At 36.5% G+C, this 13,317-nt stretch carries 15 protein-coding genes; all 15 read left to right on the top strand.

Features of this window, described 5'->3' with window-relative positions:
• Window positions 1-279: 279 nt before the first annotated feature.
• Window positions 280-414 carry a 50S ribosomal protein L34 gene (gene rpmH / locus OCV77_RS07490; protein WP_118798459.1) on the top strand — a complete coding sequence of 45 codons (135 nt, stop codon included), beginning with the start codon at window positions 280-282 and terminating at the stop codon, window positions 412-414.
• Between the two features lie 45 nt (window positions 415-459).
• Window positions 460-837, top strand: coding sequence for a ribonuclease P protein component (rnpA, locus tag OCV77_RS07485; RefSeq protein ID WP_262574372.1), 378 nt, complete (start codon window positions 460-462; stop codon window positions 835-837).
• A gap of 8 nt (window positions 838-845) precedes the next feature.
• Window positions 846-1,055 (top strand): membrane protein insertion efficiency factor YidD, encoded by a 210-nt coding sequence (yidD, locus tag OCV77_RS07480; RefSeq protein WP_118798593.1) that lies wholly within the window; start codon window positions 846-848, stop codon window positions 1,053-1,055.
• Window positions 1,056-1,096: 41 nt separating this feature from the next.
• On the top strand, window positions 1,097-2,440 hold the full coding sequence (locus OCV77_RS07475) for a YidC/Oxa1 family membrane protein insertase (protein ID WP_262574371.1): 1,344 nt from the start codon (window positions 1,097-1,099) through the stop codon (window positions 2,438-2,440).
• Between the two features lie 13 nt (window positions 2,441-2,453).
• On the top strand, window positions 2,454-3,077 hold the full coding sequence (jag, locus tag OCV77_RS07470; RefSeq protein WP_262574370.1) for an RNA-binding cell elongation regulator Jag/EloR: 624 nt from the start codon (window positions 2,454-2,456) through the stop codon (window positions 3,075-3,077).
• Window positions 3,078-3,144: 67 nt separating this feature from the next.
• Window positions 3,145-4,530 (top strand): tRNA uridine-5-carboxymethylaminomethyl(34) synthesis GTPase MnmE, encoded by a 1,386-nt coding sequence (gene mnmE / locus OCV77_RS07465; RefSeq protein ID WP_262574368.1) that lies wholly within the window; start codon window positions 3,145-3,147, stop codon window positions 4,528-4,530.
• A 13-nt stretch (window positions 4,531-4,543) separates the two neighbouring features.
• Window positions 4,544-5,365 carry a sugar phosphate isomerase/epimerase family protein gene (locus OCV77_RS07460; protein ID WP_262574366.1) on the top strand — a complete coding sequence of 274 codons (822 nt, stop codon included), beginning with the start codon at window positions 4,544-4,546 and terminating at the stop codon, window positions 5,363-5,365.
• Between the two features lie 43 nt (window positions 5,366-5,408).
• Window positions 5,409-6,113 carry a ThuA domain-containing protein gene (locus OCV77_RS07455; protein ID WP_118798454.1) on the top strand — a complete coding sequence of 235 codons (705 nt, stop codon included), beginning with the start codon at window positions 5,409-5,411 and terminating at the stop codon, window positions 6,111-6,113.
• 43 nt (window positions 6,114-6,156) lie between these two features.
• Entirely contained in the window at window positions 6,157-8,085 is a 1,929-nt protein-coding gene (mnmG, locus tag OCV77_RS07450) for a tRNA uridine-5-carboxymethylaminomethyl(34) synthesis enzyme MnmG (RefSeq protein ID WP_262574365.1), read from the top strand.
• 1 nt (window position 8,086) lies between these two features.
• Entirely contained in the window at window positions 8,087-8,815 is a 729-nt protein-coding gene (gene rsmG, locus OCV77_RS07445; protein ID WP_262574364.1) for a 16S rRNA (guanine(527)-N(7))-methyltransferase RsmG, read from the top strand.
• A gap of 126 nt (window positions 8,816-8,941) precedes the next feature.
• Complete coding sequence (locus OCV77_RS07440; protein ID WP_262574363.1) at window positions 8,942-9,937, top strand: sensor histidine kinase; 996 nt, start codon at window positions 8,942-8,944, stop codon at window positions 9,935-9,937.
• Window positions 9,938-9,975: 38 nt separating this feature from the next.
• Window positions 9,976-10,623 (top strand): response regulator, encoded by a 648-nt coding sequence (locus OCV77_RS07435; protein ID WP_262574362.1) that lies wholly within the window; start codon window positions 9,976-9,978, stop codon window positions 10,621-10,623.
• Between the two features lie 439 nt (window positions 10,624-11,062).
• Window positions 11,063-11,830 carry a ParA family protein gene (locus tag OCV77_RS07430; protein ID WP_118798449.1) on the top strand — a complete coding sequence of 256 codons (768 nt, stop codon included), beginning with the start codon at window positions 11,063-11,065 and terminating at the stop codon, window positions 11,828-11,830.
• 3 nt (window positions 11,831-11,833) lie between these two features.
• A complete protein-coding gene (locus OCV77_RS07425) occupies window positions 11,834-12,745 on the top strand; it encodes a ParB/RepB/Spo0J family partition protein (protein WP_262574360.1) in 912 nt (303 codons plus the stop codon).
• A 37-nt stretch (window positions 12,746-12,782) separates the two neighbouring features.
• The gene (locus OCV77_RS07420) at window positions 12,783-13,298 is read left to right on the top strand and encodes a DUF4446 family protein (RefSeq protein ID WP_118798447.1); all 516 of its coding nucleotides are present in this window, start codon (window positions 12,783-12,785) and stop codon (window positions 13,296-13,298) included.
• Window positions 13,299-13,317: the final 19 nt, after the last annotated feature.

Below are 13,317 nucleotides of genomic sequence, written 5' to 3'. Positions count from 1 at the left end.
AAATAATGTAGAAACAAATTTCCTCACATACTATATTAATATAAAAGGGTTTAAATTTCAATCGGGAATCTTATCCTCAAAGTTTTCCACAATTTATCCACAAATTGTGGATATGATGATATCCTATATTTTTTGTTGATAACTTTGTGGATAAAAAAAGCGCTGTTTTTCTTGACGGAAGCAGTTTCTTCTTATATAATCTTAAATGATATTTTCACAAGAACCAAATATTTGTTTACCTTAAAATAGATTAAGGTTTCGTAAAGGAGGTGTATCGTAATGAAGATGACATTCCAGCCTAAGACAAGACAGCGTTCAAAGGTTCATGGTTTCAGAGCCAGAATGAGTACTCCCGGTGGAAGAAAAGTATTAGCCGCTAGAAGAGCTAAAGGAAGAAAAGTATTATCAGCATAAGGCCGCATTATGTGGCCTTTTTTTTCACGGAGGTCTTTAAAAATAATGCAGTTTTCCGAATCATTAAAAAGAAATTGTGATTTCCAGAATGTTTACAGAAATGGCAAATCTTATGCCAACAAATATTTGGTCATGTATGTAATGGAAAATAATTCAGAGAGAAACAGACTGGGAATATCTGTCAGTAAAAAAGTAGGAAACAGTATTATAAGACACAGAATAACAAGATTGATAAGAGAAAGTTACAGACTACAGGAAAATATATTTAATAGTGGTTTAGATATAGTAGTCATAGCCAGAAACAGTGCTTCTGCCATTACCTATCAGGAGACAGAAAGCGCTTTATTACATCTTGCAAAGCTTCATCATATTATAAATATGAAGAAACTGGAAGCAGTAGACGGTGTTGATCCGCATATTTGAAAAATGAAATGAAAAAAATATTGATTTTATTGATTCTTTTCTATAGAAAATATATTTCTCCTCTCAAAAGTACGAAATGCCCTTACTTTCCTACCTGTTCGGAATATGGACTTGAGGCTGTAGAAAAATATGGTGCTTTTAAGGGGGGATTTCTTGCTTTATGGAGGATTATCAGATGCAATCCCTTTTCAAAGGGAGGCTATGATCCGGTTCCGTAAGGACAGGCTTCTATAGGAGAATAAATCAGGAGGAGCAAATTTTGTCAGGAATTATATTAACCCCATATGATGGTGCTATTTTAGGACCAATCGCCAAAGTATTAGGTTATCTTATGGAGGGTATTTTCTTTGTACTGGACAAGATTGGAATTCCCAATGTAGGTCTTTCCATTATCCTGTTCACCATTGTTATATATCTTCTTTTAATGCCTCTTACGATCAAGCAGCAGAAATTCAGTAAGCTTTCTGCCAAGATGAACCCTGAGCTTCAGGCAATCCAGGCCAAGTACAAGAACAGAAAAGATAATGATTCCATGATGGCCATGAATGCGGAAACTCAGGCAGTTTATGCTAAGTATGGTGTATCACCTTCCGGAAGCTGTGTCCAGCTTCTGATTCAGATGCCTATCCTGTTTGCACTGTATCGTGTTATCTATGCAATGCCTGCTTATGTAACAAAAATCGGAGATACATTCCGTGTACTGGCAGATCAGATTATTGCTACAGATAAGGGAAGCTTTTTATTAAATTCAGAAACAAGTACGATTTCCAGTGCGGTAAAGATGTACAGTAAGAGTCTGGATACTAACCTTTCCAATGGAATCATTGATGTACTGAATAAGCTTTCTTCTTCTGACATGAGTGAGATTTCAGCACATTACAACCTTGCAGATCTTACTTATAATGGACAACTGATCTTAAGTAATGATTCCACAAGAGGTCTGATCGATACTTATAATAATTTCCTTGGTATCAATATTGGAAACTCACCTTCCTATATGGTAAGCCAGGCATGGAATCATCCGGATGGAATTCAGTGGCTTGGATTGATCGTAGCAGTGATCATTCCTGTACTTTCTGCACTTACACAGTGGATCAACACTAAGCTGATGCCACAGGCTTCTACAGGAACAAGTGGAAATGCACAGCAGGATTCCATGGCACAGTCCATGAAGATGATGAATACAATGATGCCTCTTATGTCAGCATTTTTCTGCTTTACACTTCCTGCCGGTATGGGACTTTACTGGATCGCGGGTTCTGTTGTAAGAAGTATCCAGCAGGTAGTGATCAATAAGCACATTGATAAGATGGATATTGATGAGATTATTAAGAAAAATGAATCAAAGAGAGAAGAAAAGCTGAAAAAAGCAGGGATTGATCCTAAGACATTAAACAAAAATGCAACGATCAATACAAGAAATGTAAATGCAGCTCCAAAGAAGTCAATGACACAGAAGGCTGCTGTAAAATCTGTTTCAGATAAGGAAAAGAATGAGGCAGCAAAGGACAGTATAGGAAGCTACGCAAAGAATGCAAAGCCTGGTTCTCTTGCAGCCAAGGCCAATATGGTAAGAGATTATAACGAAAAGAATAATAAATAGGGGGTAAGGAAATATGGAATTTACTGAATTTTCTGCAAAAACTGTTGATGATGCTATCACTGAAGCGTGCCAGAAGCTGATGGTTCCCAGTGATAAACTTGAATATGAAGTAGTAGAAGAAGGTTCTTCAGGCTTTTTAGGAATTGGTGCCAAACCTGCTATCATCAGAGCAAAGGCAAAATCTTCTGTAGCCGATGTGGCAAAGGATTTCCTTAAAGATGTATTTGAGGCCATGAATATGGCAGTTGTTGTTGATGTAAAATACGATGAAGAGAATAAAAACATTGACATCGAGCTGAGTGGAGATGAAATGGGTGTACTGATCGGTAAGAGAGGACAGACATTGGACTCCCTGCAGTATCTGGTATCTTTAGTTGTAAATAAGGATTCTGAAGAATATATAAGAGTTAAGGTTGACACTGAGGATTACAGAAAGAGAAGAAAAGAGACTCTTGAAAATCTTGCAAAGAATATTGCTTATAAGGTTAAGAGAACAAAGAGAAGTGTATCTCTGGAGCCTATGAATCCTTATGAAAGAAGAATCATCCATTCAGCGCTTCAGAATGATAAATATGTTACAACCCACAGTGAAGGAGAAGAGCCTTTCAGAAGAGTTGTTGTTACTTTAAAGAAATAAGACGCTGAAAGCTGGGGCAGATATCATATTTGCCCCGGCTTTTTCTTTTAAATGGAAAAGGAAAAAAATGTATAATTCAGATACAATTGCGGCAATTGCAACCGGTATGACAAATTCAGGAATTGGAATCATCAGGATCAGCGGATCAGAATCCTTTGCTGTAGCTGAGAGAATTTTTTTACCGGCAAATAAAAATATTAAAATAAAGGATGCAGAAAGTCATACGATTCATTATGGCTTTATTAAGGATGGAGAAGAAACTGTTGATGAAGCTATGGTAAGTGTCATGAAAAGTCCAAGAAGCTTCACAACTGAAGATACAGTAGAAATTAACTGCCATGGTGGTATGCTTGTGATGAACAGGATATTGCAGCTTGTGATAACGAATGGAGCCAGACTGGCAGAACCGGGTGAATTTACAAAACGTGCTTTTTTAAATGGAAGGATCGATCTTTCAGAAGCAGAAGCAGTTATGGATGTGATTTCTTCCAAAAATGATATGGCACTGAAAAGCTCAGTAGGACAGCTTCGGGGAAAAGTATCAGAGAAGGTAAAGCAGCTTCGTTCTGATATTATTTATGAGATTGCATTTATAGAATCTGCACTGGATGATCCTGAACATATCAGTCTTGATGATTATCCTGAAAAATTGTTGATAAAAACAGATTTTTTAATAAAAGCTGTGGATAACCTACTACAGTCTGCAGACAGTGGAAGGATCATGAAGGAAGGGATCAAAACTGTCATTGTTGGAAAACCAAATGCCGGAAAGTCCTCACTTCTGAATATTCTTGCCGGTGAAGAAAAAGCGATCGTTACGGATATTGCAGGAACAACAAGGGATGTTCTGGAAGAAAATATCAATCTTCATGGAATCAGCCTGAATGTGATTGATACTGCAGGAATCCGTGATACAGAGGATACTGTGGAAAAAATCGGTGTGGAAAGAGCCAGAAAGGCAGCCATGGACGCGGATCTTATTATTTATGTAGTAGATGCATCGGTTCCCCTGGACGGCAATGACCAGATGATTTTTGAAATGATCCATGATAAAAAATCAGTGATCCTTATGAATAAAACAGATCTTCCTTCTGTTATTAATGAGGATGATCTTCTCGAAATGACAGGAAAGGATTCTGTTATGATAAGAACCTCAACAAAGGATGCTACAGGAATTGATCTTTTTGAAAATAATGTAAAGGATATGTTTTTCACAGGAAAGATTAATCCGGATCAGGAAGTGGTCATTACTAATATGCGTCATAAGGAAGCATTGCTTCGGACACTGGAAAGCTTAAAGCAGGTAAAGCAAAGTATTGAAAATCATATGCCGGAAGATTTTTATTCCATTGACCTGATGAGCGCTTATACTTCTCTTGGATCTATTATTGGAGAAGAAGTTTCAGACGATCTTGTAAACGAAATATTTTCCAAATTCTGTATGGGTAAGTAGAAAGGATAAAAAGATGAAAATAGCTGTTTTTTATGATCATATTGAAGAGGCGGCAAGGCAGAATCATATTAAACCAGTAAAGAACATTTATAAAAATGTAAGATCCTTTGGCATAGATGCTGTAGAGCTTGATTATGAAAGGGCTGTAAAGGAGGAAGCTTCTCTTTTCAAAAATTTAAAGGAAGCAGATTTTTCTGTAAGCTGTATGTATGGATTTTTTGATTTTGCTCATGGGAATACAGTGGAAGATGGAAGGAGAATGGTTGACTTTGCAGAAAAGCATGATATCAGAAGGATAATGCTGATTCCTGGTTTTTTGAAGAAAGTCGAGTTTATCCCCTTTCTTTATCAGAAAAAATTAGATAAAATGATAATGGCTCTTAAGGATATCTGTGAATATGCTAAGAGAAGAAATATCATGGTCGTACTGGAAGATTTTGATGGAAAGGAAGCGCCTTTTGCCACTGCAGAACAGCTTTCTGTTTTCCTTAAAAGAATTCCTGATCTTTACTGTGCCTTTGACACAGGTAATTTTCTTTATAGCGGAGAAGATTCCCTGAAAGTTCTTCCGCTGTTTATTGACAGGATCCGGCATGTCCATTGTAAGGACAGAAGCTTCACTGCAAAGGAAGGAGAGGAACCGAAGGAAACTGTTGATGGAAAGAAAATGTATTCCTGTGCAGTAGGAAGTGGATGTATCCAGATGAAGGAAATTTTGGATCAGATCATTGCAAGTGGATATGATGGATATTTATCAATAGAGCATTTTGGATCCTTAGATCAGTTATCAGATATGGAAAGCTCAGCAGCTTATTTAAAAAATTTCTGTTTATGACCTATGACCGTCAGAATAGATAAAATTGTGAGGATTGTCTGTTATGATAAGAGTAACAATATGGAATGAATTTGAAGAAGAAAAAATGTATGAAGAGGTTAAAAAGATTTATCCGGATGGAATTCATGTATGTCTTTCAGATTTTCTTTCCAAAAATGAGGATATGCAGGTCAGATGTGTGACTCTGCAGTCAGAGGGACAGGGACTGACAGAAGAAATTCTGAAGAATACAGATGTACTGCTCTGGTGGGGCCATCAGTCTCATGATAAGGTAACAGATGAAAATGCAGAAAGAGTGAAAAGACATGTTTTGAATGGCATGGGGTTCATTCCACTTCACGCGGCTCATTACAGCAAACCGTTAAAGCTTCTTCTTGGTACTTCTATGACACTGCGCTGGAAGCATGGTGAAAGGGAAAAGCTGATCTGTATCAATCCCTCTCATCCTATTGCAGAAGGAATTACAGAACCTGTATTTCTGGAGGAAGAGGAAATGTACGGAGAGTATTTTGATATTCCAAAGCCTGATGATATTGTATTTCTCGGATGGTTTTCCAATCAGGAGGTTTTCCGGAGCGGATGTGTATTTTTAAGAGGAAATGGAAAGATCTTTTATTTCCAGCCGGGACATGAGGAATATCCTACTTATTATAATCCGCAGATACAGAGGATCTTAACCAATGCAGTAAGATGGGCTGTGCCTGTAAACCGCAGAAATGAAGATTTTACCTGCATTGAAGTTAAATAGTTTTCAAGTTTGTTTTCAGGAAGAAATGAGGATATAGATTTCCATGTTAAAAACTTCTGGTATCAGAGAAAAAGTTGATGTATGTGTAGTTGGTGCCGGTCATGCAGGCTGTGAGGCAGCGCTTGCCTGTGCAAGACTTGGTCTTGAGACTGTTATCTTTACAGTGAGTGTGGACAGTATTGCTTTGATGCCCTGCAATCCTAATATTGGTGGTTCCTCCAAGGGACATCTTGTCAGGGAGCTGGATGCACTTGGCGGAGAGATGGGTAAGAATATTGATAAGACCTTTATTCAGTCAAAAATGCTGAATGTTTCCAAAGGTCCTGCTGTTCATTCTCTTCGTGCCCAGGCAGATAAAGCAGAATACAGCAGAGCTATGAGAAAGGTTCTGGAGAACCAGGATCATCTTACTATCAAACAGGCAGAAATCTGCGAGCTTCTCTGGGAAGAAAATACAAATTCTGATGACAATGCCACGAAGAAGATTGTCGGTGTGAAAACCTTTACTGGTGCCATTTATGAATGCAGGGCAGTGGTACTCTGTACAGGAACTTATCTGAATGCAAGATGTCTTTGTGGTGAAGCAATTACTCATACAGGACCTAATGGTCTGATGGCAGCGACTCATCTGTCAGCTTCTCTGGAAGAGATGGGTATAGAGATGAGAAGGTTTAAAACAGGAACACCTGCCAGGATGGATCGAAGAAGTATTGATTTTTCTAAAATGGAAGAACAATTTGGTGATGAGAGAGTTGTTCCCTTTTCTTTTTCTACCAATCCGGAGGATGTACAGATTGACCAGGTGTCCTGTTATCTGACTTATACCAATGAAAGAACGCATGAGATCATCAGGGCAAACCTGGACAGATCTCCTATTTATGCAGGAATTATAGAAGGAACCGGACCAAGATATTGTCCTTCTATTGAAGATAAGGTTGTTAAATTTGCCGAAAAAGAAAGACATCAGGTATTTATGGAGCCAGAAGGACTCCATACAAATGAAATGTACGTAGGAGGTATGTCCTCATCACTGCCGGAGGATGTACAGCTTGCCATGTACCGGACAGTTCCGGGACTGGAGCATTGCAAGATTGTAAGAAATGCCTATGCGATTGAGTATGATTGTATCAATTCAAAGCAGCTTTATCCTACTTTACGTTTCAAGGATGTGGAAGGACTCTACAGTGGTGGTCAGCTGAATGGAAGCAGTGGATATGAGGAAGCTGCTGTTCAGGGATTTATGGCCGGTGTGAATGCGGCCATGTTTCTTCTTTCGAGAGAGCAGATCATCCTGGACAGATCGGAAGCCTACATAGGAGTTCTGATCGACGACCTTGTAACAAAAGAAAATAATGAACCTTACAGAATGATGACTTCAAGGGCTGAATACAGACTTCTTCTTCGCCAGGATAATGCAGATCTCCGCCTCCGGGAAAAAGGATATCAGATCGGACTGATCAGTAAAGAGCAGTATCAGTCACTTCTGAAAAAGAAACAGATGATAAAAGAAGAAATCTGTCGTATGAAGGAGCATACGGTAGGTGCTTCTAAGGAAAATCAGGATTTTCTGATAAGACATAACAGCTCTACATTGAAAACAGGAAGTAATCTGGCAGAGCTTGTATGCAGACCGGAGCTTAGCTATGAGATTCTTTCTGAAATTGATCCGGACAGACCTTCTCTTCCTGCAGATGTAATTGAACAGGTAGAGATTGAAATTAAATATGAAGGATATATTGAACGTCAGCTTCGACAGGTAGAACAGTTTAAAAAGATGGAAAGAAAGAAGATTCCTGCTGATATCGATTATGACAGTGTACCGAGCCTTCGAATTGAAGCAAGACAGAAGCTGAAAAGCTTTCATCCGATGTCAATTGGTCAGGCATCCCGGATTTCCGGTGTATCACCTGCAGATGTTTCTGTTCTTCTGGTTTATCTGGAACAATATAACAGGAAAGATAAGGTAGAATAATTTGAAAAAAGATTTTTCACAGTTAAAAAAAGATTTGAATGAGTTTGGAATAGAACTTACTGCAGAGATGGAAGAGCAGTTTCTTTTATATTACAATATGCTCATTGAATGGAATTCTTTTATGAATCTGACAGCAATTACAGATTTTGATGAAGTACTGAAGAAACATTTTACAGACAGTGTTTCTTTGATCCGTGCTATTCCGGATCTTGGAGAAAAAAAATACAGAATGATCGACATAGGAACGGGGGCAGGATTTCCAGGTATTCCTCTGAAAATTGTTTTTCCAAATATTTCTGTTGTTCTCCTGGATTCATTGAATAAAAGAGTAAATTTTCTGAAGGAAGTGATTAGTAAGCTGCAGCTTACGAACATTACTGCCGTGCATGGAAGAGCAGAAGATTTTGCCCAAAATAAAGAATACAGAGAAAGCTTTGATCTCTGTGTTTCCAGAGCAGTTGCCAATCTGGCTACCCTGTCAGAATATTGTCTTCCTTTTGTAAAAAAGAATGGTCGATTTATTTCCTATAAGTCAGAAAAGGTTTCAGAAGAATTTGATGTTTCGGGGAAAGCCATTTCTGTTCTTGGCGGCGAGTATGAAAATCAGGTTACCTTTGAACTTCCAGATTCTGATATTTACAGAAATCTTTTTATCATAAAAAAGAAATCAGCTACACCGGGAAAGTATCCAAGAAAAGCAGGACTGCCTTCAAAGGAACCAATTTCTTAAATATGACATTAATGTCATATTATATGTTCTGTGGTAAGTATAAGAAAAATTTTTCTTTTCTTATTGTCGAAATTAGTATATGATAGAATATATTATTTTTATATTCTTAGATTAGGATAATATCTCATGAATGATGATCAACTGAAGACCTTGGATGAGCTTTTAAAAGATAGGCTTCAGGAAAAAAAGAAAATTGAAAAAGAACTATCTAAAAATCTTAACCGTATTAAAGAAATTGATACCTTCTTAGATTCTATGACAGAAGCATCTGATTTTAAAGTTTTTTCTCCAAGAACAGCAGAAAGTTTACATAGGGAAGAAATCAAAGAAGTCAGAGAGGAAAAAGATAAATTAGAAATCGATAATGATTCCTATTATAAAAAGATAGGAAAAATAGAAGGAGATATTGAAAGAATTTCTTTTTTAATCGAAGAGCATAAGAAGACAAAGGGTAATCTTCATTTAATTATCCTGGATATGCAGGAAAAGGAAAGAGGAAGAATTGCCAGGGAGTTACATGACTCTTCTATTCAAAATCTTACTCATTTAATTCATGGTCTGGAATTATCTTCTTTATATATTGATAAAGATCCAATTCAGGCTAAACTCGAATTGGAAAGCTGTTCACAGACACTAAAAAAGGCAATTGATGAGATTAGAGATACGGTGTTTGATTTAAGACCAATGTCCTTTGATGATCTTGGTTTTAATCAGTGTATAGAAAATCTGATTGATACACTGAAAACTCAGAACCCAGAATTTACTTTTATATCTGATGTTGATATTTTTGATACAAAGGTAGAAAAGGATCAGAAGAATTATCAGTTATTTTTGGTATCAGTATACAGGATAGTTCATGAAGCATTGTTAAATGCAGTAAAACACTCCAAAGGTTCCAAAGTTGAATTATCTATTAAAAAAACAGATGATCATCTGGTTATCAAAGTAATTGATAATGGAAAAGGATTCGTTAAGGAAGAAGGCTGTCCGGCAGATAAACATTTTGGCATATCAGTTATGCAGGAAAGAGTATTTCTTCTTGGCGGTATTTTTGAGATAAATTCTAATATTGGGGAAGGAACAAGAATATTTATTTCTTTTCCTTATAATTTTTCATCTTAATAATTTTAGCTTTTCTTATCTTGGAGGAATAAAAACATATGATTAATGTAATGCTTGCAGATGATCATGTTTTGATCAGAGAAGGTATTAAACAACTGCTTGAATTTGATGGATCAATGAAAGTAATTGCTGAGGCAAGTGATGGAATTGAGTGTCTTGAAAAATTGAAGAATGTAAAACCCGATATTCTTCTTCTTGATATTAATATGCCGAATATGAATGGCATTGATGTATTGAAGGAATTAAAGGAGAAGAATGATCCTCTCAAAGTTTTAATACTGACAGTACATAGTGAGGTAGAGTACCTTGTAAAGGCAGTTGATATTGGTGCTAATGGATATATTTTAAAAGATTCCGGATCTGCAGAGTTAAAACAGGCTATTAATGCTGTTATTGATGAAGGATCTTATATCCAGCCTAATTTAATTCCTGCTCTTAATTCCAGATTGATCAACAGGGATATGGATAGGGAAAAGCTTGCATCACTTACAAAAAGAGAGGTAGAGATCCTTACACAGGTTGCCTGTGGTATGTTTAATAAAGAAATTGCTGTGAACTTGAATATCAGTGAAAGAACGGTTAAGAATCATATCTCTAATATCTTTAAAAAGATAGATGCTTCGGATAGAACACAGGCTGCAGTATTTGCTATCAGGAATAATATTGTTAATCTTTATGAAAATTAATAATAGAAGATAATGATTAATGAAGAGACACTATCATGGGTTCTGGTAGATGTCTCTTTTTTGCTATATATATGAAAAATGACCTGATTGATCGGATCCTTTTTAAGTGATATTTTGATTAATAATAATGTTTCACGTGAAACATTTCTAAAGCTAAAAAAGAAAACACAAGATAATGTTTCACGTGAAACATTTTAATACAAAATCTAGTAGTAAGAACCTGTGAAACATCAAAAACAGAAGAAAAAAGGTCGTGAAACATTGATTATATGTAGCTTATTATCAAAAACGCTATACTAGATATAGGGGTTAAAAAATTGAAAAATACAAGTTTTTAAATCCGGTAGAATAAAAAAATAAGAAGTGATATAATCATAAAGTACGAAAAATTGAAAAAGAGAGAAGAGTTCTGACCAAAAGAAAGGACAAAAAGCTAATTATGGGAAGAGTGATTGCAATCGCAAATCAAAAGGGAGGAGTAGGAAAGACTACGACTTCTATCAATTTATCAGCATCTCTGGCTGAGAAAGGAAAATCGGTTCTGGTAATAGATACAGATCCTCAGGGAAATACAACAAGTGGATTTGGTGTAGAAAAGAATGATCTTGATAACACAATCTATGAATTGATTTTAAGTGAGTGCTCTATCAAGGAATGTATTTTAAATGATGTTATTCCCGGAGTATCAATTATTCCTTCCAATGTAAATCTGGCAGCTGCCGAGATTGAATTGATAGGTGTAGACAGAAAGGAATTTATACTGAAGAGAGAAGTAGAGTGGATAAGAGAAAGTTATGATTATATTATCATAGATTGTCCTCCTTCTTTAAATATGTTGACAATTAATGCTATGACAACTGCAGATACAGTTCTTGTTCCTATTCAATGTGAGTATTATGCGTTGGAAGGATTAAGCCAGTTAATACATACAGTAAATCTGGTTAAAGAAAGACTGAATCCGGATCTGGATATGGAAGGAGTTGTATTTACTATGTATGATTCTAGAACAAATCTTTCTATGCAGGTTGTTGAAAATGTTAAAAGTCATCTAAATCAAAAGGTTTTTAAAACATTGATTCCTAGAAATATCAGGTTAGCAGAAGCACCAAGCTATGGACAACCGATCAATATGTATGATTCAAAATCAGCAGGTGCAGAAGCATATATGTCTTTAGCAGAAGAAGTGATAAATAGAAAGGAAGATTAAAGTATGGCAGCTAGGGGATTGGGAAAGGGACTGGATGCTTTAATACCGGAATCACTCGGTAGTGTCAGTTCCAAAAAGGCAGAGCCAAAGGCAAGGCAGGAAAAGACAGAGAAGCTGGAAGGAGAAACGATTGTAAATATTACAAAGGTGGAACCTAACAGAGAGCAGCCCAGGAAAAATTTTGATGAAGATGCACTGGAAGAACTGGCTGAATCTATCAAACAGTTTGGACTTTTGCAACCGATCCTTGTACAGGATAGGAAAAGCTATTATGAGATCATAGCCGGAGAGAGAAGATGGCGTGCTGCAAAAAAAGCAGGGTTAAAAGAGGTTCCTGTTATAATCAAGAACCTAACAGATCAGGAAATTGTTGAAATATCCCTGATTGAAAATATTCAGCGAGAGGATCTGAATCCTATTGAAGAAGCACAGGCATACAAGAGACTGTTAACGGAGTTTAATCTGAAACAGGACGAAGTAGCTGACAGAGTATCTAAGAGCAGAACTGCTGTTACAAACTCCATGCGTCTGCTTAAACTCTGTGACGAAGTTCAACAGATGATAATTAATGGCATGATCTCAACCGGTCATGCAAGAGCTTTAATTGGAATTGAGGATCCGGAAGAGCAATATAATATTGCACAGAAAATTTTTGATGAGAAATTAAGTGTTCGTGACGTAGAGAAGCTGGTAAAGAATATTGGTAAACCATCAACTACAAAATTAAGAAAACCAAATGAAACAGACAAGAGTCTTGAAATTATTTACCAGGATATTGAGGACAGACTGAAAGAAAAACTGAGTACAAAGGTTTCAATTAGTGGTAAAGGAAATGGTGCAGGAAAAATTGAAATTGAATTCTACAACCATGATGACCTGGACAAGCTCGTTGATATGCTCACAAGACAAAATTAATATCAGAAAAAATTGACAGAGAAAGGTACAAAAGAAGATGAATAATTCCTTTTTAAGCAGTTTGGGATTAGGAAATCTGGATCTGGGAATTGTCATTACTGTCATGCTTATAGTCATTATTCTGTTGATCATATGGAATATTATAAACATGCGGGCTATTTCTAAAATGAAAAAGAAATATGCAAGGTTCATGACAGGTAAGAGTGCGAAGAGTCTTGAAGATGAAATATCAGGTCTCTTTGAGGATAACCGGTTTCTGAAATCATCCATTGAAAAAAATAAAAAAGATATCCATACTTTATATAAGAGAATGGAATCAACCTTCCAGAAAATTGGAATAATTAAATATGATGCGTTTAATCAGATGGGTGGAAAGCTGAGCTTCAGTCTTGCCCTTCTGGATGAGAATAACAACGGATTTGTTCTGAATTCGGTACACAGTGCAGATGGTTGTTATTCCTATACAAAAGAAATCATAAACGGAGAATGTGCAATCTCTCTTGGTGAAGAAGAAAAACAGGCATTAGAGATGGCAATGGAAAAAACAGAGTAAATCGGAGTAATTGAGGTAA

It is taken from the genome of Suilimivivens aceti, assembly GCF_025567405.1.
Lineage (GTDB): Bacteria > Bacillota > Clostridia > Lachnospirales > Lachnospiraceae > Suilimivivens > Suilimivivens aceti.
This window is presented reverse-complemented; position numbering and strand designations above follow the sequence as displayed.